The 20,927-nt window shown below is 69.8% G+C and carries 26 protein-coding genes; 18 read left to right on the plus strand and 8 right to left on the minus strand.

Features of this window, described 5'->3' with window-relative positions; translation table 11 throughout:
• Positions 1–4: 4 nt before the first annotated feature.
• Positions 5–358 (plus strand): FHA domain-containing protein, encoded by a 354-nt coding sequence (locus ASE16_RS16025; protein WP_055897340.1) that lies wholly within the window; start codon positions 5–7, stop codon positions 356–358.
• 62 nt (positions 359–420) lie between these two features.
• Here the strand turns inward: ASE16_RS16025 and ASE16_RS16030 are convergent, their stop codons facing one another.
• From ASE16_RS16030 to ASE16_RS16045, 4 genes are all read right to left on the minus strand, one after another.
• Positions 421–1,068 carry a heme oxygenase (biliverdin-producing) gene (locus ASE16_RS16030; RefSeq protein ID WP_055897342.1) on the minus strand — a complete coding sequence of 216 codons (648 nt, stop codon included), beginning with the start codon at positions 1,066–1,068 and terminating at the stop codon, positions 421–423.
• Positions 1,069–1,163: 95 nt separating this feature from the next.
• Positions 1,164–1,706, minus strand: coding sequence for a hypothetical protein (locus ASE16_RS16035; protein ID WP_055897343.1), 543 nt, complete (start codon positions 1,704–1,706; stop codon positions 1,164–1,166).
• 22 nt (positions 1,707–1,728) lie between these two features.
• Positions 1,729–2,142, minus strand: coding sequence for a DUF4383 domain-containing protein (locus tag ASE16_RS16040; protein ID WP_055897345.1), 414 nt, complete (start codon positions 2,140–2,142; stop codon positions 1,729–1,731).
• An 82-nt stretch (positions 2,143–2,224) separates the two neighbouring features.
• Complete coding sequence (locus ASE16_RS16045; protein WP_055897348.1) at positions 2,225–2,527, minus strand: DUF2470 domain-containing protein; 303 nt, start codon at positions 2,525–2,527, stop codon at positions 2,225–2,227.
• Between the two features lie 85 nt (positions 2,528–2,612).
• Here ASE16_RS16045 and ASE16_RS16050 point away from each other — a divergent pair, with 85 nt between their 5' ends.
• Complete coding sequence (locus tag ASE16_RS16050) at positions 2,613–3,884, plus strand: serine hydrolase domain-containing protein (protein WP_055897351.1); 1,272 nt, start codon at positions 2,613–2,615, stop codon at positions 3,882–3,884.
• A gap of 36 nt (positions 3,885–3,920) precedes the next feature.
• Here ASE16_RS16050 and ASE16_RS16055 read toward each other — a convergent pair whose 3' ends face one another.
• Genes ASE16_RS16055 through flgN form a run of 4 tightly spaced genes read right to left on the minus strand, consistent with a single transcriptional unit; the run spans position 3,921 to position 7,119 of the window.
• On the minus strand, positions 3,921–4,304 hold the full coding sequence (locus ASE16_RS16055) for a flagellar assembly protein FliW (protein WP_055897354.1): 384 nt from the start codon (positions 4,302–4,304) through the stop codon (positions 3,921–3,923).
• Positions 4,301–5,185, minus strand: a complete 885-nt coding sequence (gene flgL, locus ASE16_RS16060; RefSeq protein WP_055897357.1) for a flagellar hook-associated protein FlgL — start codon at positions 5,183–5,185, stop codon at positions 4,301–4,303. The genes ASE16_RS16055 and flgL overlap by 4 nt, the downstream gene beginning before the upstream one ends.
• Before the next feature lie 2 nt (positions 5,186–5,187).
• A complete protein-coding gene (flgK, locus tag ASE16_RS16065; protein WP_055897359.1) occupies positions 5,188–6,612 on the minus strand; it encodes a flagellar hook-associated protein FlgK in 1,425 nt (474 codons plus the stop codon).
• A gap of 12 nt (positions 6,613–6,624) precedes the next feature.
• Entirely contained in the window at positions 6,625–7,119 is a 495-nt protein-coding gene (gene flgN / locus ASE16_RS16070; RefSeq protein WP_055897362.1) for a flagellar export chaperone FlgN, read from the minus strand.
• 392 nt (positions 7,120–7,511) lie between these two features.
• Here flgN and ASE16_RS16075 point away from each other — a divergent pair, with 392 nt between their 5' ends.
• The 16 genes from ASE16_RS16075 (at position 7,512) to ASE16_RS16150 (ending at position 20,925) form a co-directional block, all read left to right on the plus strand.
• On the plus strand, positions 7,512–8,327 hold the full coding sequence (locus tag ASE16_RS16075; protein WP_055897366.1) for a sigma-70 family RNA polymerase sigma factor: 816 nt from the start codon (positions 7,512–7,514) through the stop codon (positions 8,325–8,327).
• A 113-nt stretch (positions 8,328–8,440) separates the two neighbouring features.
• Positions 8,441–9,274, plus strand: coding sequence for a flagellin (locus tag ASE16_RS16080; protein WP_055897367.1), 834 nt, complete (start codon positions 8,441–8,443; stop codon positions 9,272–9,274).
• Positions 9,275–9,385: 111 nt separating this feature from the next.
• On the plus strand, positions 9,386–10,771 hold the full coding sequence (gene fliD, locus ASE16_RS16085) for a flagellar filament capping protein FliD (RefSeq protein WP_055897371.1): 1,386 nt from the start codon (positions 9,386–9,388) through the stop codon (positions 10,769–10,771).
• A complete protein-coding gene (fliS, locus tag ASE16_RS16090) occupies positions 10,726–11,184 on the plus strand; it encodes a flagellar export chaperone FliS (protein ID WP_200949675.1) in 459 nt (152 codons plus the stop codon). The genes fliD and fliS overlap by 46 nt, the downstream gene beginning before the upstream one ends.
• Entirely contained in the window at positions 11,171–11,509 is a 339-nt protein-coding gene (locus ASE16_RS16095; protein WP_235500540.1) for a hypothetical protein, read from the plus strand. Before fliS ends, ASE16_RS16095 begins: the two co-directional genes overlap by 14 nt.
• 394 nt (positions 11,510–11,903) lie before the next feature.
• Positions 11,904–12,245, plus strand: coding sequence for a flagellar basal body rod protein FlgB (locus ASE16_RS16100; protein WP_055897377.1), 342 nt, complete (start codon positions 11,904–11,906; stop codon positions 12,243–12,245).
• Complete coding sequence (locus ASE16_RS16105; protein ID WP_055897381.1) at positions 12,245–12,637, plus strand: flagellar basal body rod protein FlgC; 393 nt, start codon at positions 12,245–12,247, stop codon at positions 12,635–12,637. The genes ASE16_RS16100 and ASE16_RS16105 overlap by 1 nt, the downstream gene beginning before the upstream one ends.
• Positions 12,637–12,951 (plus strand): flagellar hook-basal body complex protein FliE, encoded by a 315-nt coding sequence (fliE, locus tag ASE16_RS16110; RefSeq protein WP_055897384.1) that lies wholly within the window; start codon positions 12,637–12,639, stop codon positions 12,949–12,951. Before ASE16_RS16105 ends, fliE begins: the two co-directional genes overlap by 1 nt.
• Positions 12,951–14,546, plus strand: a complete 1,596-nt coding sequence (gene fliF / locus ASE16_RS16115) for a flagellar basal-body MS-ring/collar protein FliF (protein ID WP_055897387.1) — start codon at positions 12,951–12,953, stop codon at positions 14,544–14,546. Before fliE ends, fliF begins: the two co-directional genes overlap by 1 nt.
• Positions 14,543–15,562 carry a flagellar motor switch protein FliG gene (gene fliG / locus ASE16_RS16120; RefSeq protein WP_055897391.1) on the plus strand — a complete coding sequence of 340 codons (1,020 nt, stop codon included), beginning with the start codon at positions 14,543–14,545 and terminating at the stop codon, positions 15,560–15,562. Before fliF ends, fliG begins: the two co-directional genes overlap by 4 nt.
• Complete coding sequence (locus tag ASE16_RS16125) at positions 15,552–16,148, plus strand: FliH/SctL family protein (protein WP_055897394.1); 597 nt, start codon at positions 15,552–15,554, stop codon at positions 16,146–16,148. Before fliG ends, ASE16_RS16125 begins: the two co-directional genes overlap by 11 nt.
• Positions 16,145–17,503: a FliI/YscN family ATPase gene (locus ASE16_RS16130; RefSeq protein WP_055897397.1), complete on the plus strand. Its 1,359-nt coding sequence runs from the start codon at positions 16,145–16,147 to the stop codon at positions 17,501–17,503. The genes ASE16_RS16125 and ASE16_RS16130 overlap by 4 nt, the downstream gene beginning before the upstream one ends.
• Positions 17,503–17,937: a hypothetical protein gene (locus ASE16_RS16135; protein ID WP_055897399.1), complete on the plus strand. Its 435-nt coding sequence runs from the start codon at positions 17,503–17,505 to the stop codon at positions 17,935–17,937. Before ASE16_RS16130 ends, ASE16_RS16135 begins: the two co-directional genes overlap by 1 nt.
• Positions 17,934–18,830, plus strand: coding sequence for a C40 family peptidase (locus ASE16_RS20290; RefSeq protein ID WP_082581520.1), 897 nt, complete (start codon positions 17,934–17,936; stop codon positions 18,828–18,830). The genes ASE16_RS16135 and ASE16_RS20290 overlap by 4 nt, the downstream gene beginning before the upstream one ends.
• Positions 18,827–20,395: a flagellar hook-length control protein FliK gene (locus ASE16_RS16145; RefSeq protein WP_055897402.1), complete on the plus strand. Its 1,569-nt coding sequence runs from the start codon at positions 18,827–18,829 to the stop codon at positions 20,393–20,395. The genes ASE16_RS20290 and ASE16_RS16145 overlap by 4 nt, the downstream gene beginning before the upstream one ends.
• A gap of 77 nt (positions 20,396–20,472) precedes the next feature.
• On the plus strand, positions 20,473–20,925 hold the full coding sequence (locus ASE16_RS16150; RefSeq protein ID WP_055897405.1) for a flagellar hook assembly protein FlgD: 453 nt from the start codon (positions 20,473–20,475) through the stop codon (positions 20,923–20,925).
• Positions 20,926–20,927: the final 2 nt, after the last annotated feature.

Raw genomic sequence — 20,927 nt, forward strand, 5'->3', positions numbered from 1 at the left:
TGACATGGCGGTGACCTTCGTGCTCGACTTCAGTGACGGGCAGCATGTGGAGACGAGCGGTAATGGTGTGATCGGGCGCAACCCTGCCGCCCACACGCCGGGGACAGAGCTGGACGACCCTGCTCACGCCGAGCTGATCACGGTCGAGGACGACGCCAAGTCGATCTCGCGGGCGCACCTGGCGTTCGGGCAGTACGACGGGATCTTCTGGGTGCTCGACCTCGGGTCGGCGAACGGCACCACGATCGTCTACCCAGGCGACGGCGCGTACGCCTGCGACCCGAAGACGCGCCACGAGGTGGATCCAGGGTCGACGGTGCGCTTCGGCACAGGATCGTTCAAGCTGACGCGCCGCTGACCAGCCGCTGACGTGCGCTGACCGGCCGCTGACGCGGCGGCGGGGTGACGCGAGACGACGCTTCAGGCCGCGAGCTTGGCGGCCGCCAGGTCCTCGAAGAGCGCCGTGTTGAACGCGTATGCACGGATGACCTCGTCGATGACGCGGTCGCGCTCTGCGTCGTCCCAGTCGACCGCGTCGAGCTGGGCGCGGTAGACGTCCTTGAACTCGCGCGGCTTGGCGATCTCGGCGAACAGGTAGAAGCCGACGCCGTTCGTCTCGAAGCCGAACTGACGCTGCATCAGCGTGCGGATGATCTGGCCGCCTGACAGGTCGCCGAGATAGCGCGTGTAGTGGTGCGCGATGAAACCGCCTGGCCAGTCCTGGCCGACCTCGTGGATGCGCGCCACATACCGGATCGTCGTCGGCAGCGGGGCGATCTGGTCGCGCCAGTCGTCGCCGAGCAGGAACGCCAGGTCGGCCTCGATGGCCGGCAGACGCGTGAGCTTCGGCGTGATGAACGCGGCCGCCACCGGATCGGCGGCCATGCGTGCCGCGACCGCCTCCAGGGCGTCGTAGATGAAGTAGTGCTGGGCGACGAGAGCGATGTAGTCGTCCCTGCTGCCCTTCCCCGACATCAGGTCCTGCATGAAGCCTGCACCCTCGCTTGAGCCGTGGTCGGTCCTGGTCCGTTCGCGGAGTGCCTGGGAGAAGGGGATGATTGCTGCCACGATGCTCCAGCCGGTCGGTGATCTTCAGGAGTTAGGGTTACCTAACGAAGGGTGCCCTAAGTGTATGGCAGCGACCAGGGGAAAAGCCACCCGGGTCAGTGATGCCCCTCGTGCTGGAGGTGCACATCCACTGCGGCGACACCCGCATCCGTGAGGCCGAGGGCCGGGATGGTGACCGCGCAGACGGCCGCAGCGCTGAGCAGCAGGGCCAGCACGAAGCGGAGCGCTCCTGCGTTGGCGGTGACAGGCTTCGCGCGGCGGAGCACCACGGCGATCGTGCCGGCGACCGCGACGTCGAGGAGTGCGGCCACGCCGAGCGGCAGCGGGGACAGAGCCAGGATCGTCCCTGCCTCCGAGGTGGCCCCGACGGTCGCGACGACCGCCCAGGCTCCGACGGGCACGAGCGCGGCGACGAGGGCCGCGCGGAAGAAGGGCGGACGGTCGCGGAGGAAGGCCGCGACCGCCCACCCGAGCTCCGCGGCCGCGAACGTCGCGAGGACGATCGCGGCCGGGAGGGGTGCGCTGGCGGCCAGCGCTGCGTGCAGCAGCCCGGCCCCCAGCGCCGCCACGGCGAGCCAGGCGCGGGTGACCGCCGAAACGGGCACACCCGTGGCCTCCCCCACAGCTACCCCGGTCATGGTGCTCACCGTGGCGCGTCGGTCAGGCGACGGCCGAGGACGAGCGCACGGTCTTCTCGGCGCCGAGACCGACACCGAGGAGCACGATCGCGCTCACGAGGTGCAGGAAGTGGTCCGGCGTGTTCAGGGCGAGGATGTTCGCCCCGGTACCGACCAGGAAGAAGCCGACGATGCCGAGCAGCAGGTACACCGCGCCGACCGTCGTGTTCACGGCCTTGGCTGCCGCCACCCTGGTGAGTCCGGCGATGAGCAGAGCCGCGCCGATCAGCAGGTGGGCGATGTTGTGCAGCGGGTTGACCTCGAAGATGCCGAGGATCAGTCCGCCCTTGGTGGCGACGAAGCCGACGCCTCCTGTGTATGCGAAGCCGAGCAGGCCGACGACGAGATAGACAGCGCCGAAGATCGTCGCGACCAGGCGGTTGGGTGATGTGCGCATTTCGTTCCTCCTAGTGGGCGGCGCGGCTGTCGCAGCGCCTCATCCACGTGTTCGGAGGGTGCGGAGGAACGGATTGGTCGCGCTATTCGGAGCGCGGCTCGATGCCGAGCGTGCGACACGCCGAACGGTAGAGCAGGACGACGGCTTTCCGGATGTCCGCACGCTCGGCCACCGGGATCGTCCACGGGATGCGCAGCTCGATGGCGGTGGCGGAATCGGCCGTGCTGACGCTCCACACCCCGCCGTCCGCATCCAGTGCCGTCATGGTTGCTGCTGCCGCGTCCGGCGCGCCGTTCGCGCGCACGATCACGAGGTTGTCGTCCGTGTGGTCGCTGTTCATGTGGCGGAGGACGGCGTCGACGACCTCGGGAGGAAAGCTCTGCATGCCTCGATCGTATGCTGCACGGACCGCCCCCCATCAGCGGTTAGAATCCTTGGACCAGGGACAACGATCCATCGGGGGATGGCAGATGCGGCGACGAGCGAGCGGGGCGAGACGGTTCACCGTCGTCGCTGTGGCGAGCGTCATCGCCCTGATCCTCACGGCGTGCACCCCCAACGCCGGCGCGACCTCGGATCTCCCCCAGCAGGTCGCAGGCGGTTTCTCCTCCGACGTCTCCGGCAAGCTCAAAGCGGCCGTGACCGACGCGATGAAGCAGGCGGGCGCCTCCGGTGCGATGGTCGGCGTGTGGGCGCCATGGGCCGGCAGCTGGACGGCCGGTCTCGGCACCACGACGCTGAAGGGCTCGACGCCCGTCACGGCGAACATGACGTTCCGGATCGCGCAGAACACGATGCCGATGACCTGCAGCGTTCTGCTCTCCCTGGTCGATGCAGGCAAGGTCGAGCTGGACGACGCGCTCACGAAGTGGCTGCCTGGCATGGTCGGGGTCGACGGCGTCACGCTGCGCGAACTGTGCCAGAACACGTCCGGCATCGGCGACTATCAGGGCCAGCTCAACTCGATCTTCCTCAACAACCCCACCAGGCAGTGGCCGGCGCTCGAGCTCGCCAGCGACGGCCTCGCCACCCAGCCGTTCGGCAAGCCTGGCGAGAAGCTCGGGGTCTCGTCGACCAACTTCGTCCTGCTCGGCATGGCCCTCGAGAACGCCACGGGCAAGAGCTGGCAGGACCTCTACTCCAGCTACATCTTCTCCAGGCTCGGGATGCAGTCCAGCTCGTACCCCGGGTCGTCGCAGCTCACCGTGCCCGGCGCGCATCCGACCGGGTACTCGGTAGGCATCGACGCCGCTGGGGCCGTGGTGTGCACACCGATGCGGGATGTGACGGAGCTCTCGAACTCGATGGGCTGGACCGCATCCGGTGTCGTCTCGAACGTCCCGGACCTGAAGGCGTACGTGCAGGCGCTCGCGACCGGTTCCCTGCTGTCGAAGGCATCGGCGAAGGCGCAGGCGACCGGCATCCCGAACGGCTCGGACTGGCAGAAGTACGGGCTCGGGATGCAGATCCTGGGTCCGCTGCGCGGCAGCGCAGGCGCCATGCCTGGCTACCTGTCGGCGATGTACAGCGACCCGACGTCCGGGCTCACGATCGTCGTCGCTCTCAACAACTCGACGCCTGGACCGGCGTTCGCGCAGTACCTGGCGCAGCGGCTCGCGTCGATCGCGTCCAAGGCGCCCGCGAAGGTGAAGGGCGCGAAGGTCGTCGCCGGTCTTCCATGGTCCGAGGCGCAGATGACAGAGGCGATGGGCAAGACGGTGCCCTGCCCGCCCGCCAAGTAGCGGTCAGCGGGTAGCGGTCGGCCAGCTGGTTCGCGCTCAGGCTCCTGCGAGGGCGGCGAGTTCGGCCTGCACGGGGAACACGTCGTCGTCGAGCACGAGCTGCAGCCCTGCGCCCGTCGCGCGGTTCACCAGCACGGGAGCGGCGAGGTTCACCGTGCTGCCCTCGCGCGACGGAGTGACGACGACGAGCGCCAGCACCTCCTCGGCCGTGGTGACGCCGAGGTCGGCGGCCCTGTCGTCCGGCAGCTCCGGCGAGTATCCGGGCAGGTGCCTGGCCGCGTCGATCGTGAACAGCCGGATCTCCGGTCGCTCAGACGCCTGCAGCGTGTACAGGCCGTCCGCGCCTGCGACGGCGGTGAGCTCGAAGTCGACGAGCGGCTCCAGGCCGGGAGGCGGTGCGATGAAGCTGACGGCGCTCATCGGAGGAAGTCCATCAGCGTCGGCTGCAGCACGCGTGCCGTGACGGCGATCGCGGTCTGGTAGTTCACATCCTGGGTCTTCAGGTCGAGGAGGACCTTGCTGAGGTCGACGTCCTCGATGCTGGAACGCTGGCTCTCGAGCGAGGTGGAGTTGAGGGCGAGCGTGTCCTTCGCCTTGTCGATGCGGGTCTGACGCCCGCCGATCTCCGCGTGTTCTCCCACGATGGCCTTCATCCGATCGTCGATCTCCCCGAGCCGCGGCCCCGTGTTCACTCCCGTGCGCAGGTCGCTCACGGTGTTGTCGATGAGCGCGAACACCGAGGATGCGCCGACGCCGAACACGGCGGACCCGTCGGAGTCGACACGCACGGTCGAATCCGGGCCGACGCTGCGATCGACTGTACTCCCGGCGACGCCGGTGAACGAGTAGTCCGGCTGGAAGGCGACACCGGCGTTCGAGTTGCCTGCGAACACATTCCGTCCGAGGTATGTAGTGTTCGCGAGCGACAGCAGGCTCTTCTTCAGACCGTCCAGCTCGGTGGCGACCGACTCCTTCGCCTCCGGAGACAGTGCGCCGTCGTTGGATCCCTGCACCGTGAGGTCGCGCACCCTGCGCATGATCGCCTCCACGGAGGTGAGGGTGGAGTCTGCCGTGCTGAGCCAGGCGTCGCCGTTGTCGGCGTTGCGCGCGTACTGCGCGTTGGCAGCCTGGTCGGAGCGGACGCTGAGGGCGCTCGCCGTGGCCGTCGGGTCGTCCGACGGCTTGGTGATGAGGCGCCTGCTCGTCGCCTGATCGTAGAGCGCTGCCTGCCGCTGCAGGCTCGCCTGCAGGTTGTTCTGCGCGTTGAGCGTCTGGGTCGCGTTCGTCACACGGGTGAACACGGTTACCTCCCGACCAGTCCGGTGTGGTTGATGAGCACGTCGAGCGCTTCGTCGACCGCGGTCATCACGCGGGCGGCGCCCTGATACGCATGCTGGAACGCCAGCATGTTCATGTTCTCTTCGTCGAGGTCGACGGACGAGTTGGAGAGCTGCGCGTTGACGGCGCCCTTCGACGCGAGGTCGGCGAGCGAGGCCTGCTGCTGTTCCGACTTGCTGGCGACGCCGACGCGCACGACGAACGCGGACCACTGCTTGTCGATGGCGTTCGGCCCCGTGCCGAGCTGGGCGATGGCCCCGGCGAGACTGCCGTCGCTCCCGCCCGCGCCAGGCGTCCCCGTGGCGATCTGGCCGACAGTGGTCGGAACGACGGACAGGCCGAGAGCGGCCGGCTTGGTCGCGTCGATGGCGAAGAAGTCGAGGCCGGTCGCTCCGGTGGACGTGGTGCCTGTGCGGTGCAGGTCGTTGACCCGCTGCGCGAGGGTGACCGCGAACGCGTTGTAGCTGGCGGCGGCCTCTGCGAGCACTCCGCCCGTTCCGGATGCGTCTGCCGGCGCGAGCGTGGAGATCGCGCCGGAGATGGCGCCGCCCTCCATCGCGATCGCCTGGCCCGGCCGGTGCGCCCACTCCAGGCGCACGGGGTCGGCCGTCGCGTCGCCCATGACCCGTGCCCCAGCGGCCTGCACGGCATTGAACGTGGTGCCGGAGACGATCGCGTTTCCGCCGATCAGCACATCCACGGTGCCGTCGTCGAGCGGACGGACGACGCCGCCCGCGAGGTTGGCGATCTGGGTGGTGAGGACGTCGCGGCGGTCCATCAGCTCGTTCGCGGAGCCGCCGGCGGCGAGCGTCGCCCTGATGCGGCCGTTCAGGTCGGCGACCTGACTCGCGGCCTGGTTGAGGTCGGTGACCATGCCGTCGACGTTGGTGCGCAGGGCGCTCCACTGGCTGTCGACAGCGGCGTAGCCCTGCGAGATCTGGGTGACCAGGCTGCCGGCCTGGCCGAGCAGCACGCCGGCCGGCGCCTGCTCCCCCGCCTGGTTGGACACGTCGCTCCACGCCGACCAGAACTTCTGGAGCTGCGTGGAGATGCCGTTCGTGCCCGGCTCGTTGAGCGAGCCTTCGAGGGTGGCGAGCGCCGACGCCCTGGTGCCCGAGTATCCGGAGAGCGCCGTGGTGGTGCGGACGCGCGCATCCAGGGTCGCGTCGTCGAGCCGCTGGACGCCGTTGATGCTGACGCCCTGGCCTGGGCGGACGCCGCCGGTGAAAAGCCCCGCCTGGTTGAGGGCGGGAACGCCCGAGGTCGAGATGCGCTGCCTGGTGTACCCCTGCGTGTTGGCGTTTACCAGGTTCTGGCCGACGACGTCGAGGCCGGCCTTGGCCGCGACGAGGCCGGTGTACGCGGTGTTGAGTCCGCTGAAGGTGCTCATCCTGGTGTCGTCCTACGCTTCCGTGTCGAAGAGCCTGGCAGTGGATGCACCGGGCCGGCTCTCTCCGCCGGCGCCGTACACGCCGGGGTCTCCCGCGCCGCCGGCCAGGCCGTTGATGGTCTCCTGGGTGGAGCGGGCCGCCTCGCGCAGCAGACGCTCGTTGGTGTCGCGTACCTCGGCGATCTGACCGGTGAGTTCGGTCATCGCCGCGAGGTGCGACGAGAAGATGTCGGACCAGATCCCGTCCGGTGCGGCGACGGCGAGCTCACGGAGGCTGGAGTCAGGGCTGATTCCCCACTCCTCCGCGAGGGTAGCGACCTCGACCGTTCGTGCGAGGCCGACGGAGCGCATCCGCTCCATGACCTGCTCGACCTCGCGGGTCGCGTGCGAGATCCAGCGCGACTTGCCCGCGGTGAGCAGCAGCTGCTCCTCCTCGAGCTTGAAGAGCAGCAGCTCGAGCAGTTCGCGTTCTTTCCAGAGCTGTGCTGAGAGTTCGCTCGCCGCCATGTCGCCAACCTCCTCGTGAGTCGTCGTGCGCACATGGTCCCCTCGGGTCGTCGGCACACGGTCTGCGCCGTCAACAGGGACCATCGGCAGGGTTGGCCTCGATGTTAGGGGCGTCGAGCAATGAGTTCGCTGTGATCCCTAGCGCTTTTCACATGAATTTCAATATTCCCCGTACTGGGGGTACGCCCTGCCCCGTAGTGGGGGCGCGACACACGCGTGCTGGATTACTTGCAATTGTTACCGTGAACAACGAACGACCCCTAGCGCCTGTTCGGCACCCGAAGTAAGTCCGGACATCCACAGCACCGCCCGAGCACCACCCGCACCGAACCCCGGCAGACAACGCCGGCCGGCCAGCGGGCGCTCGGCAAACCAAGACAGGGGTCACCCGCGTGAACCGGACAGAACGCAACACGCTCGTCGTCGAGAACCTGCCGCTCGTCGGCTATCTCGTCTCCGACCTGTGTTCGCGCGCGACGCACCTGTCGCGCGACGACCTGGCGTCGGCCGGCGCTCTCGCCCTCGTCCAGGCGGCGGGCGCCTTCGACCCGACGCTCGGCATCCCGTTCGGGGCGTACGCGCGCACCCGTATCGTCGGTGCGTTCGCCGACGAGATGCGCGCGAGCGACTGGGCCACCCGCTCCGCGCGCAAGCGCATCAAGGAGACGATGGCGGTGCAGGAGAGCCTCACCGCTGGGCTGGGCCGCACGCCGACGGTCGAGGAGATCGCGAACGCGCTCGGCGTCGACCGCGAGACGGCTTCCGCTGCGCTCTCCGACGCATCCAGGGTGGTCACCACCATCGACGAGACCGTCGAGACGATCCTCGTCTCCGACGCCGCCACCCCCGAGGACTCACTGCTCGCCGGAGAGCAGACCGCGTACGTGCGGGCCGCCGTCTCCGCCCTTCCCGACCGGATGCGCTACGTGGTCGAGGCCATCTACTTCGACGACCGCACCGTGACCGAGGTCGCAGAAGAGCTCGGGATCACCCACTCGGCCGTGTCCCAGCAGCGCTCCGAGGCCATCCGCCTCATGCGCGAAGGCATGGCGACGCACTACGCCGACGAAGGCGACCCGGAGATCATCGAGGCCAAGACATCGCAGGCCCGCCGCAGCGCGTACCTCGCCAGGCTGGCCCAGCACGCGGTGGCCAACGTGGCGCGCCTGTCGCCCCCGCCGTCGTCCACGTCCGCACGCGCATCCTGAGCCGAGCGGCAATCGAATCGGATTGCCGCTAACGGGATGCACGGAGCGGCCGATAGAAGAAGTTGCGGCCCACGGATGGGCAGCACGAACCCAGTCATGGAGGAAAAGCAATCATGGGTATGCAGATCAACACCAACATCTCGGCACTCAACGCCTACCGCAACCTGAACAACACGCAGAGCGACCTGTCGAAGTCGCTCGAGAAGCTGTCCAGCGGCCTCCGCATCAACCGTGCGGCGGACGACGCGGCCGGCCTGGCCATCTCGGAGGGCCTGAAGTCGCAGGTCGGAGGCCTCACGGTCGCCGCCCGCAACGCTCAGGACGGCATCAGCGTCGTGCAGACCGCTGAAGGCCAGCTCACCGAGGTCCACTCGATCTTGCAGCGCGTGCGCGACCTGGCTGTCCAGGCCGGTAGCGACTCGAACAACGCCGACTCGCGCGGTGCTATCAAGACCGAGGTCGACCAGCTGACCAAGGAGCTCACGCGTATCTCCGGATCCGCGAACTTCAACGGCATCAACCTGCTCGACGGCTCGAACGCAAAGCTGACCTTCCAGGTCGGCGCAGGCTCTGTCGCCGCGAACGACCAGATCGACGTCGACCTGACCGGTGCCAACGTCGCGACGGTCGCGACCGCCGTTGGCGCCCTGACGTTCGACAGCGCTGCGAACGCGCTCACCTCGATCGCTGCGCTCGACACGCAGATCAAGGGCGTGTCCACCGCGCGCGCCAACCTCGGTGCGGTCCAGAACCGCTTCGAGAGCACCATCCGCAGCCTCAACGTCTCCAAGGAGAACCTGTCGGCCGCGAACTCGCGTATCACCGACACCGACATGGCGGAGGAGATGGTGAAGTACACCCGCTCCAACATCCTGTCGCAGGCCGGCACCGCGATGCTCGCGCAGGCCAACCAGTCCGGCCAGGGCGTTCTGCAGCTGCTCCGCTAGTAGGGCTGCGGCCGGGATGCGCAACCCCAAAGCGCATCCCGGCCGCACCACCGGCTGACCACCGCATCGCTGCGGAGGCCGGCCGACACGACGACAGAAAGGGAGTCCAGCATGGGCATGGCCGTCGACGGGCTCATCAGTGGCCTCAACACCACCCAGCTGATCGACCAGCTGATGCAGGCGGAAGCGATCCCGCAGACCCTGCTGAAGAACAAGGTCACAGACTCCACCACGTACATCAGCGCGATGCAGGCGCTCAACACCAAGGTCGCAGCCCTCGCGGACTCGGCGACCAAGGCGTCGAAGCCGACGGGCACCGACCTGCACATCGCCACCAGCAGCTCCACCTCGGTGACCGTCACCGCCGGCACCGGCGCTGTGGACGGCACCATCGACTTCACCGTCGACAAGGTCGCCCAGTCCCAGGTCATCGTCACCGGCCCGCTCACCGAGTGGCCGGACCAGCCGCCCGTGCTCACCTTCGTCGCGGCGGACGGCTCGACGAAGCAGGTCACCGCCGCGAGCTCGTCGCTCGCCGACGTCGCCGCCGCGATCAACAAGGCGGGCGTCGGCGTCAGCGCCACCCGCGTCGCCGCTGGACTCGACCCGGTCAGCGGCCAGCCGACGTACCGGCTGCAGCTCAGCTCGACAGCGACCGGCGCCGCGGCGGCGTTCACCGCATACCGCGGAACACCGGCCGATGTGACCGCCGGAACCGCCACGAACCTTCTCACCGAACCGGGCGCCGCCCAGGTGCGCGCTGCACAGGATGCACAGCTCACGCTGTGGAGCGGCACCGGCGCCGCCCAGTCGGTCACCTCGTCCAGCAACTCCTTCAGCGACGTGCTCCCCGGCGTCTCGATCACGGTGAGCGCCGCATCCACCACCCCGGTGACGCTGTCGATCGCCCGCGACGACAAGGCGATCACCGACCTCGCGAACTCCCTGGTCACCAGCCTGAACGACATCTTCTCGTACATCAGCTCGAAGCAGGCGGTGGCCACGAGCACGGATGCAGCAGGCGGGACGGTCGTCACGGCCGGATCGTTCACGGGCGACTCGACGGTGCGGGATGCGAACCAGAAGCTGATCGACGCCGCATCCGCCCCCGTCAACGGGGTGTCGCCGTCCACATACGGCATCAGCATCACCCGCGACGGAACGCTCACCTTCGACAAGGACATCTTCGGTGCAGCGCTCGCCGCCGATCCGGAGAAGGTGAAGGCGGTCGTCCAGACGATCGCCGGCCGGGTCGCCGACGCAGCGACGGCCGCCAGCGACAAGTACGACGGCACGATCACCACCAAGATCACCGGCGAGCAGGCCACGGTGAAGGGCCTCAACGACCAGATCACCGACTGGGACTCCCGGCTCGCCGACCGCCGCTCTACCCTGGAGAAGACCTACGCGAACCTCGAAGTGCAACTGCAGCAACTGCAGTCGCAGTCCTCATGGCTGACCGGTCAGCTCGCCTCGCTCTCATCGAGTTCCTCGTGAGCCTGCTGAGCGGCACGGCCGCGAAACTCAACGCGTACAACAGGGACGCGGTCCTCTCCGCCTCGCCTGTGCGCCTCCTGACGATGCTGTACGACAGGCTGGTCCTCGATCTGACCCGCGCGGAGACGGCGCAGAAGGACGGCAACTGGCCGGTGGCGTGGGAGAACCTGCGCCACGCGGACCAGATCGTCGCCGAGCTCGCCTCCTCCCTCCGCCTCGACGCCTGGGACGGCGCTGACGGCCTCCTGCAGCTCTACACCTACGTGGCCGACCTGATTGTCTTCGGCAACATCGAACGCGACCCTGAGAAGGTCCGCGAGGCCATCGACCTCATCGAGCCGCTCCGCCAGACCTGGCACGAGGCCGCGGCGCTGCTGCCGTCGGAGACAGGCGGAACCCTTGGCACAGCCTGACGACTTCGACCAGTGGGAGGCGGACGCTCCGAGTGACGAGCCCCACTCCCCCACCGGCTGGGACGACGCGCTGACCCAGATGGAGCACGACCTGCAGGGCGCACTCGCCACGATCGACCCTGTGCCGTGGCGCCCCCCGATCGCCCTCGGCCCCATCCCGCCCGAGCTGATGGAGCGCGCCGCGCGCATCCTCGAGGCGCAGATGCACACGATCCGCTACCTGGAAGACGTGCGCCAGACCACCGCGAAGCACCTCGCGGCCGTGCGCGCCGTGCCGGCGGCCGAGCCCGGCCCGCACCCGGTGTACTTCGACCTCATCGGCTGACCGGCCTGGTGCGGGTGCGCACAGAGTTCCCCACCTGTGGATAACTCTGTGCACAACAGGTGGATGAGGGCGGTAAACGTGTGGAGGACACGCGCGAGATGTGTGGACTCTCAGATCCTTTCAAGCTTCAAAATCACCTCTGATCAGGCTTTCTGAACGCCTTTCCCCAGATTCGAACGCGCGTTCGAAACTACCACCGTGTAATTCCAGGGGTGTGAACAGCTGTGGATGAAGCTGTGCACGAAGACGGTTACAGGGGAGTTCTCCACACCCGATCCAACGAATAGCTAACGACCTGCGCGCGGCTGCCGATAGCAGAGAGTGAGCACGGATCGCTCGCAGATCAGGCCACGGATCGGCCGCCACTCCAGATGATTTCCGATGGGATGCAGCTGTGCTCGAATCCGTGACCAGTGCCGCGCTCGCGAGTGCCCTCGACGGCCTCGCCGCCCGGCAGCGGGCGATCGCCAACAACATCGCCAACGTGAACACGCCCGGTTACACCGCGGAGCGCGTGTCGTTCGAGGATGCGCTCGCCCGCTCCGTCGCGCAGGGGGACGGCCATGCCGCATCCACTGTCGCCCGCTCGCTCGAGCCGACCAGGCTCGACGGCAACAACGTCAACCTCGACACAGAGACCCTGTCCAACGTGGACACCGTGCTGCGCTTCCAGTTCGCCTCGCAGGCGGCGGGCGGCCAGTTCTCGTCCATCCGAGCGGCACTGAGGACCAGCTGATGACATTCGACGCAATCGGCATCGCGGGCACGGGGCTCACCCTGCACCGCAAGTGGCTCGACGCCATCTCCGACAACCTCGCCAACATCAACACGGCGAAGCCGACGGACGGGGCGGCCTTCCAGGCGCGCTACGTCGTGGCGCAGGAGGGGGAGGGCACCACCGGCGTGTACGTCGCAGGCGCGGCATACGGCAGCGCGGAGGGCCGGATGGTCTACGAGCCGGACAACCCCGTCGCCGACGAGAACGGCTACGTGCGCTACCCGGACATCGACCTGTCGTCGCAGATGGGCGCCCTGATCATGGCGCAGCGCGGCTACCAGGCCAACGCAGCGGTCGTCGACCGCGCCAAAGAGTCGTACCAGGCAGCCCTCGAGATCGGACGCAACTGATGCCCATTCCCGCCATCGGCGCCGTCAGCGCTGTCGACACCACCGGCGCCACCAGCGCACTCTCCGCCGCATCCGGAGTCACCGGCACAGGGGGAGCGGCGTTCGGCAACTCCCTCACCGGCGCCATCGACAACCTGCAGCAGCTGCAGGGCACCAGTGACAAGCTCGCGATCCAGGCGGTCACGGGCAACCTCTCCGACATCCACGACGCCACCATCGCCTCGTCGCGCGCCCAGGTCACCCTCGAACTCGTCGCAGGCGTCCGCAACAAGGCCGTGGATGCGTTCAACGAGATCATGCGGATGCAGGCCTGATGCCACAGCAGGTCACAAGCTTCTTCCGGCGGCTCGGCGACACGATCCGCGGCTTCTCGATCGCGCAGCGCGTCATCGCGATCATCGGTGTCGCCGTGGTCGCGCTCGGCGTCACCGGGCTCGCGATGTGGGCGTCGCAGCCCGCGTACACGCCGCTGTTCTCAGGGCTGCAGGCGACGGATGCGTCCAGTATCGTCGACCAGCTCCGCACCGATGGCGTGCCGTACCAGCTCACCGACGGCGGAGGCACGATCCTCGTGCCGCAGCAGAAGGTGTACGACGAGCGCCTCAAGGCGGCGTCCGCCGGGCTTCCGACCGCGAGCACGGGCGGGTACTCGCTGCTCGACAAGATGGGGGTCACGTCGTCGGAGTTCCAGCAGTCCGTCACGTACAAGCGCGCCATGGAGGGTGAGCTCGGGTCGACGATCAGCGCCATGAAGGGCGTCAAGACCGCATCCGTTCGCCTGGCGATCCCGGAGGACACCGTGTTCGTGTCCGAGAAGAAGGACCCGACCGCGTCCGTGTTCGTGGAGACGCAGAACGGCGTGACGCTCTCCGCCGATCAGGTGCAGGCGATCGTGCATCTCACCAGCGCTGCCATCACCGGGATGCAGCCGACCGACGTGGCCGTGATCGACGCATCCGGCACGGTGCTCAGCGCGGTCGGGACCGGCGCCGTCGGGGGAGCGGACAAGCAGGCCAGCGACTACGAGACCCGCGTGAAGACGGCAGTGCAGACCATGCTCGACAAGGTCGTCGGCCCGGGGAACGCGACCGTCGCCGTCGCCGCAGACGTCAGCTCGGAGTCCGCGCAGCGCACGGAGGAGTCGTACACGACCCCGACCAACGCGCCGTCGCTCAGCGAGACGACGCAGTCGGAGACGTACACCGGCTCCGGCGGGTCTGCCGCCGGCGTGCTCGGACCGGACAACATCGCCGTCCCGAACGGCACCAACGGCAACGGCACGTTCAACTCCCAGTCCGCGACCAAGGACAACGCGGTCGACAAAGTCACCGAGCAGCGCACCATCCCGGCCGGCGCCGTGAACAGGCAGACGGTCTCTGTCGCCCTCAACAAGGATGCGGTGGGCGGCGACGTGAGCACCAACGAGATCCGCAATCTCGTCAACGCCGCGGCAGGGATCGACGTGACCCGCGGCGACTCGGTGAGCGTGGAGATGGTCAACTTCAGCAAGGCCAGCGCCACCGAGGCCGCCAAGGCGATCCAGGAGGCGAAGGACGCTGCGGCGGCCGACCAGCTCACCGGGATCATCCGCACCTCGATCATCGGGGCGGCCATCGTCGCCGCGGTGATCATCGTGTTCGCGCTCTACCGCCGCAGCCGCAAGCGCGCGGAGGAGGCGGCGGCCATCGACGGTGCCGACACCGTCGAACTGGACGCCGCGGCGTTCCCGATCGCGCTCGAACAGGCTCCGCCCACCGTGCCGATGCAGCTCGACCCGCTGCCCGAGCCGACAGCGCCGGAGCTGGAAGCCGAGCGCCGCCGCGCGGAGATCGAAGCGCTCGCAGAGCGCGACCCGCAGAAGACGGCGGAGTTCCTCCGCAGCCTGATGGATGAGCGGCAGGGCGTATGAACGAGCTCAAGGCGCCGCTGACCGGCGCGCAGAAGGCCGCCATCGTGCTGATGAACATGGATCAGCAGCGCGCGGCCCAGGTGATGAAGCAGTTCTCCGAGGAGGAGGCCGACGAGATCACCGCGGAGATCCTTCGGTTGCGCAGGGTCGACCCCGCCATCGCGGAGAAGGCGATCAGCGAGTTCCACGACATCACCGTGCGCGGCGGGATGAGCACCCGCGGCGGCAGGGACATCGCGGTCGGCCTGCTCGAAGCGTCGTTCGGCGCGGAGAAGGCCACCGGCGTCCTCAATAGGGTCGCCTCCAGCATGGCGGGAAAGCAGTTCGAGTTCCTGGACGCGGTCGAGCCTGGGCAGGTGCAGATGCTGCTGACCGGTGAGCTGCCGCAGACCAGCGCCCTGGTGCTCGCCCACCTGCGTCCCGACCACGCATCCCGCATCCTCGCCGGTCTCGACGAGACCGCGAGAGCAGACGTCGCCCACGCCATCGCGACGATGGGAAGCGCCAGCCCCGATGCGGTGCGCGTCGTCGCCGACACGCTCAAGCAGCGCGCCGGCGCGGTCGTCGGTTCGCGCGATTCGTCCGACGTGGTCGGGGGAGTGCAGCCGCTGGTCGACATCATCAACAGGGCGGATGCCAGCACGGAGAAGGCGCTCCTCGAAGCGCTCGAGCGCAGGAACCCCGAGCTGGCAGAAGAGGTCCGCTCCCGGATGCTCACCTTCGCCGACATCGTCAAGCTGGAGGACCGCGACGTGCAGCAGGTGCTGCGCGGCATCGACGCCGCCATGCTGGCCGTGGCGATGAAGGGCGCGACAGAGCAGGTCATCGAGACCATCACGGGCAACCTGTCCGAGCGCAACAGGGAGATCCTCGCGGACGAGATCCGCGTGCTCGGCCCCGTGCGCCTGTCGCAGGTGGAGGACGCCCGCGCCGAGATCGTGCGCGCCATCCGCGACCTGGAGGCGACGGGCGCGATCACCGTGCAGCGGAACGACGAGGACGCGTATGTCGAATGACGCCGTGTTCGCTCCCGTCGCGATCCCGGTGATCGCGGAGACCGCCGAGGCGGTCGCGCAGGGCGATGCCGCACGCTCGCGCGGCTATGCAGCCGGGTATGCGGACGGCCTGCGCGCGGCGGCGGAGGAGCAGCAGGCGTGGCTCGCGGCGGCGGATGCCGACCGCGAAGCGGACGACGCAGCAGCAGCCGAACGGCTCGCCGTGCTCGCCGCTGCGCTGAGGAACGCGGCGATCGAGCTGCGCGAGTCGACGGTGCCTGTGCTGGCCGAGGCGGAGAACTCCCTGGTCGAGGCGGCTTTCTCGCTCGCGCAGGCCGTGGTGGGGGATGCGCTGGCCGACCGGGTCGCCGCCGCCAACGCTGCCGTCTCGCGGGTGCTCGGCGGCGACGTTGCCGGGGCGGTGAGCGTCGTGCGGCTCAACCCGGAGGACCTCGCCGCGATCGGCCAGGGCGCTGCGGGCGACGCCGTGCGCCTGGTGGCCGACCCTGCGCTCGCACCGGGGGATGCGATCGGCGAGCTTCCGGACGGCTGGCTGGATGCGCGCATCCACTCGGCCATGGACAGGGCGAGGGAGGCGCTGGGATGAACGGAGCCGCCGAAACCGCCACCGCCGCAGGCACGGCAACGGCGACCGCCGTGCTCCCGCGCATCGCGGACGCCGTGCGCGCCGCTGGGGTGGAGAAGGTCGGTCGCGTCGTCGGGATCGTCGGACTCGGCGCGGAAGTCGAGGGCGTGCCGGCAGCGATCGGTGACATCGTCGTCGTGGGGGAGCGGCCGGGCGTGCACGCGGAGGTCGTCGCGACCTCGGCGGAGCGCATCAGGGTCATGCCGTTCGGCCGTCTCACCGGCATCGGCGCCGGCGCGCCTGTCCGCGCGCTCGGCGCCCCGCTGCTCGTCCCGACCGGGCGCGGGATGCTCGGCCGCGTCATCGACTCGCTCGGCCGCCCGGTCGACGGCAAGGGCCCGATCGAGCCGGACGGCTTCGTGCCCATCGACCACCGCGCCCCTGAGGCGATGCGGAGGGCGCGCATCCAGAGCCCGCTCGGACTGGGGGTGCGCGTGCTGGACACGCTCGTCACCGTCGGTCGGGGGCAGAGGCTCGGCCTGTTCGCCGGCTCCGGGGTCGGCAAGTCGTCGCTGCTGTCGATGATCGCCCGCGGAACGGAAGCCGAGATCTCGGTGATCGCGCTGGTGGGGGAGCGCGGCCGAGAGGTACGGGAGTTCCTCGAGGACGACCTCGGGCAGGAAGGGCTCGCCCGCTCCATCGTGGTCGTCGCGACCTCGGACGAGCCCGCCGTCATGCGCTTGCGCGCCGCGTTCACCGCCACCCGCATCGCCGAGTCGTTCCGCGACGCGGGAGCGCACGTCGTGCTGATGATGGACTCGCTGACCCGCGTCGCGATGGCGCAGCGCGAGATCGGCCTGTCGGTCGGCGAACCGCCGGCCACCCGCGGGTACCCGCCGTCGACGTTCTCCCTGCTCGCCCAGCTCCTCGAACGCGCGGGCACAGGCGAGACCGGGTCGATCACCGGCCTCTACACCGTGCTCGTCGACGGCGACGACCACAACGAGCCGATCGCCGACGCCGCCCGCTCGATCCTCGACGGCCACGTGGTGATGGACCGCCGCCTCGCCGTGGTCGGGCACTTCCCCTCGGTCGACGTCCTCGGCTCCATCTCGCGCCTCGCCTCCCGCGTCACAACGCCGGAGCAGCGCGCCGCCGCCGTCGCCCTGCGCAGCGTGCTCGCCGCCAAGGTCGCGGCCCAAGACCTCCTCGACGTCGGCGCATACAAGACGGGCACCAACCCGCGAGTGGATGCGGCCGTCGCGCACGAAGACGCCATCAACGCCTTCCTGCGCCAGAACCTCGGCGAGAACGCCGAACCGGCCGAGGCGTGGCAGCGTCTCGGCCACCTCGTGAACCTGCTCGGAGGTGTCTGATGGCACGGGCGTTCCAGTTGGCGGGTCTGCTGCGGCTGCGGCAGATCGAGAAGGACCACGCGGCGAGCGACCTCGCCGCGGCCAATGCGTTCCGGCGGGATGCGGGGGAACGCCAGGCGCGCGCCATCGCCGCCCTGCACGCTGTGCCGGTCGAGGCCACGGACGCGAGCACGCTGTTCGCGATGGCCGCTGCACGCGCATCCAGTCGCAGCATGCTCGCCGACCTCGCCGCCCTCGCCGAGCGCGCGGATGCCGACGTCGCCGAGGCGCAGACCGCATTCGGCGAGGCGAAAGCGCGGGCGGTCGGGCTGGAGAAGCTCGAGGCGCGGCACAACGCCAGCGTGATCGCGGGAGAACTCAGCGCGGAACAGGCCGCGATCGACGAAATCGCCACCGGCGCCTGGGTGCGCGAACGGGAAGGGAACGACGCATGACCGTCACCGACGCACTCACCAGGATCGCCCAGATCCAGGCCACGCTGGTGCAGATCGACAACCCGACAGCGGCGACGTCGTCGACGGGTTCGTCGTCCGGCTCGTCCAGCACCTCGGCGACCGACTTCGCGAACGCGCTCGCCGGGGCGGTCGGAGAGACCTCCGGTGTCGGCGCAACCGCGGGCGGAGGGTCGGTGACCGGCGCGGACGTGGTCGCCGATGCGAAGAAGTACCTCGGCGTCCCGTACGTCTTCGGGGGAACCACCTCCAGCGGCCTCGACTGCTCCGGCCTGGTGCAGCGCGTCTTCAAGGACCTCGGCATCGACGTCCCCCGCCTGGTCTCCGGCCAGTCGACCCTCGGCACGGAGGTGCCGTCGCTCGCGCAGGCGAAGCCCGGCGACCTGATCGTCACCAACGGCGGCGACCACATCGTCATCTACGCGGGAGACGGGAAGGTCATCCACGCGCCGAGCGAGGGCCGCAACGTGAGCCTGGTGGACAACTGGATGGACGACTCGGACATCGTCACCATCCGCCGCGTGGTGCCGGAGGCGAGCGCGGCGAGCGCGGCGCTGGCGAGCGCGCCGGCGGCGTTCAACGCGGCGGGCGGGCTGTCGGCGGCGGGGCTGAGCGGGTTGTCTGGGTTGTCCGGGTTGTCCGGGTTGTCCGGGTTGTCCGGGCTGACGGGCTCGTCAGGGCTCTCCGCTCTGTCGTCGCTGTCCGGCCTGTCCGGCCTGTCCGGCCTGTCCGGCCTGTCTGGCCTGTCTGGACTCTCCGGGCTCTCCGGGCTCTCCGCTCTCTCCGGTCAGTCGTCGTCCGGGTCCTCCGCCGCGGCGCAGGCCGTGCAACTGCAGGCGCTTCTCGCCTCGATGCTCGGCGGAGGTTCTGAATGAGCCCGACCATCGCTCCGGTGACCCAGACTCCTGCTGCGCAGGCACGCGCGGGCAAGCCCGGCACAGCGGGAGACGCGTTCCAGCAATTCCTCGCCGGCGCCACACCGGCCACGCCCTCCCCCCGCCCAGACGCCAGGGATGCGCGGGATGCGCGCCCCGCCGTCCGGGACGAGCCTTCCTCGCCTGCCGATTCGCGCCAGCGCAAGCCCGCGAAATCCAGTTCCCCTGACGCAGCCTCCGGCACCGCGAAGCCTGCTGGAACCCCCTCCGCGGAGAGCGCGGGTGCGGCCGCCCCGCCGCCCACCGCGCCGGCCACGCCGGCCGTCGCTTCCGCCGCTCTCGCCGACGGTGCGTCCGCCGCCACAGCGGACGGCACGACACCACAGACAGCGCTCGCCGAAGCGACCGCGACGGCGACCGCGGTCGTGGCCTCGGCGTCTGCTCCGGCCGGACCGGACACGGGCGGTCCCGGTCGCACCGCGAACGGAGCCGTTGACGCAACGGGGGCGACCCCGACCGTCACCGCATCGGCAGCCGCCCCCGGCCCCAGCGCACCCGCCGCTCCGGGAGGACCGGGAGACACGGGCGGGGGACGTGGCGGCGGCGCCGGTACGCCTGCTCCCGCACCGTCCGCACCGTCCGCATCGGCCGACAGCGACTCGTCCTCGCCGCTCTCGGCAGCCGGCTCGTCGGCCGTGTCCGGCTCCGCGTCATCGGCCTCGGCTTCTGCGGCCTCCGCTTCGGCTGCCGTCGCACCCGCCTCCGCTTCCGCGACCGTCGCGGCCGCGGCCGCCGTCCCGGTCGCATCCGCGTCGCCTGCCGTGCCGGCATCGTCCGCGACCACGGCAGCCACCGCGGCTTCGTCCGGGAGCGCGGCCGCCCCCGCACCCGCATCCGCAGCCACCGCCTCCACCTCGGCCACTGCCTCTACTGGCTCTGCCGCATCTGCCGCTGCCGCACCTGCTGCCCGCGCCACCACGCGCCCCGCCGACGATGCCGCCCCTTCCGCCGCGAGCGCGCCTTCCGCATCCGCGCCAGGCGTCGTCGCGGCCCCGGCCGTGGCCGCTGCCGCCTCCACCGCGCCCACGACCGCGACCTCTGCCTCGCACGCGCCCACCCAGACGGCCCAGCCCGCGCTCCCGCAGCAGCTCGCGCGCCCCATCTTCACGCTGGCCTCCGCCGGGCGTGGCGATCACGTCATGACCGTTCACGTCACCCCGGACACCCTCGGACCGGTGACCGTCCGCGCGCACGTCGGCACCGATGGCGTGCGGGTCGAACTGTTCGCCCCCACAGACGGAGGAAGGGACGCGCTGCGCGCCATCCTGCCCGACCTGCGACGCGACCTCAACGGCGCCGGGCTCTCCGGCAGCCTCGACCTGTCCAGCCAGAACCAGCCGCAGGCCGACGACCAGCGCAACGCCGAAAGCCGGCAGGGGAGCGGAGCCACCGCATCCAGGGCAGAGCCGGCAGCCGACCCCCGCACCGACCGAAGCGCGGCAGACCAGCAGCGCGCAGCGGCATGCTACGGCGGCGGCGGTCACACCATCGACCTCGTCGTCTGACCGGACGACCTCCACCATCCACCCTCCATCGACCCAACCGACCGAACCGACCAGCCTCACCGCAGAAGGGAGCCACCGTGGCCGTCGACCCCGTCACCGGAGCGAACGACACCGCCGCCACAGGCGGCATCTACTCCACCCTGCCCACCCGGCAGCCCAAGCAGTCCCTCGACAGTGAGGCGTTCATGCAGCTCCTGGTCACCCAGTTGCGCAACCAGGACCCGAGCTCGCCGATGGACACCAACCAGATGATCTCCCAGACCACGCAGCTCGCGACCATGGAGAAGCTCACCAACCTGGACACCACCAGCCAGGAGGGCTTCGCCCTGCAGATGCGCACCGCTGCGGCCGCCCTCGTCGGGCACACCGTCAGCTACATCGACAAGGACGGCGCAACGCAGACCGGCGTCGCCTCCTCCGTCTCGTACGCCGGCTCCGTCCCTGTCGTCACCGTCGGCGACCAGAAGATCAACCTCGACGCGATCTCCGGCGTGGTCACCCCCACACCGGCGCCCGCGCCGACCGCCTGACC

Source organism: Leifsonia sp. Root227 (assembly GCF_001428745.1).
Taxonomy (GTDB): domain Bacteria; phylum Actinomycetota; class Actinomycetes; order Actinomycetales; family Microbacteriaceae; genus Leifsonia.

Bases quoted from the DNA above. Each gene is read 5' to 3' on its own strand.
- ASE16_RS16025 (WP_055897340.1), top strand. From the start codon at position 5: ATGGCGGTGACCTTCGTGCTCGACTTCAGTGACGGGCAGCATGTGGAG.
- ASE16_RS16035 (WP_055897343.1), bottom strand. From the start codon at position 1,706: ATGACCGGGGTAGCTGTGGGGGAGGCCACGGGTGTGCCCGTTTCGGCG.
- ASE16_RS16040 (WP_055897345.1), bottom strand. From the start codon at position 2,142: ATGCGCACATCACCCAACCGCCTGGTCGCGACGATCTTCGGCGCTGTC.
- ASE16_RS16045 (WP_055897348.1), bottom strand. From the start codon at position 2,527: ATGCAGAGCTTTCCTCCCGAGGTCGTCGACGCCGTCCTCCGCCACATG.
- ASE16_RS16050 (WP_055897351.1), top strand. From the start codon at position 2,613: ATGCGGCGACGAGCGAGCGGGGCGAGACGGTTCACCGTCGTCGCTGTG.
- ASE16_RS16055 (WP_055897354.1), bottom strand. From the start codon at position 4,304: ATGAGCGCCGTCAGCTTCATCGCACCGCCTCCCGGCCTGGAGCCGCTC.
- flgK (WP_055897359.1), bottom strand. From the start codon at position 6,612: ATGAGCACCTTCAGCGGACTCAACACCGCGTACACCGGCCTCGTCGCG.
- flgN (WP_055897362.1), bottom strand. From the start codon at position 7,119: ATGGCGGCGAGCGAACTCTCAGCACAGCTCTGGAAAGAACGCGAACTG.
- ASE16_RS16080 (WP_055897367.1), top strand. From the start codon at position 8,441: ATGGGTATGCAGATCAACACCAACATCTCGGCACTCAACGCCTACCGC.
- fliD (WP_055897371.1), top strand. From the start codon at position 9,386: ATGGGCATGGCCGTCGACGGGCTCATCAGTGGCCTCAACACCACCCAG.
- fliS (WP_200949675.1), top strand. From the start codon at position 10,726: ATGGCTGACCGGTCAGCTCGCCTCGCTCTCATCGAGTTCCTCGTGAGC.
- ASE16_RS16105 (WP_055897381.1), top strand. From the start codon at position 12,245: ATGACATTCGACGCAATCGGCATCGCGGGCACGGGGCTCACCCTGCAC.
- fliE (WP_055897384.1), top strand. From the start codon at position 12,637: ATGCCCATTCCCGCCATCGGCGCCGTCAGCGCTGTCGACACCACCGGC.
- fliF (WP_055897387.1), top strand. From the start codon at position 12,951: ATGCCACAGCAGGTCACAAGCTTCTTCCGGCGGCTCGGCGACACGATC.
- fliG (WP_055897391.1), top strand. From the start codon at position 14,543: ATGAACGAGCTCAAGGCGCCGCTGACCGGCGCGCAGAAGGCCGCCATC.
- ASE16_RS16125 (WP_055897394.1), top strand. From the start codon at position 15,552: ATGTCGAATGACGCCGTGTTCGCTCCCGTCGCGATCCCGGTGATCGCG.
- ASE16_RS16130 (WP_055897397.1), top strand. From the start codon at position 16,145: ATGAACGGAGCCGCCGAAACCGCCACCGCCGCAGGCACGGCAACGGCG.
- ASE16_RS16135 (WP_055897399.1), top strand. From the start codon at position 17,503: ATGGCACGGGCGTTCCAGTTGGCGGGTCTGCTGCGGCTGCGGCAGATC.
- ASE16_RS20290 (WP_082581520.1), top strand. From the start codon at position 17,934: ATGACCGTCACCGACGCACTCACCAGGATCGCCCAGATCCAGGCCACG.
- ASE16_RS16145 (WP_055897402.1), top strand. From the start codon at position 18,827: ATGAGCCCGACCATCGCTCCGGTGACCCAGACTCCTGCTGCGCAGGCA.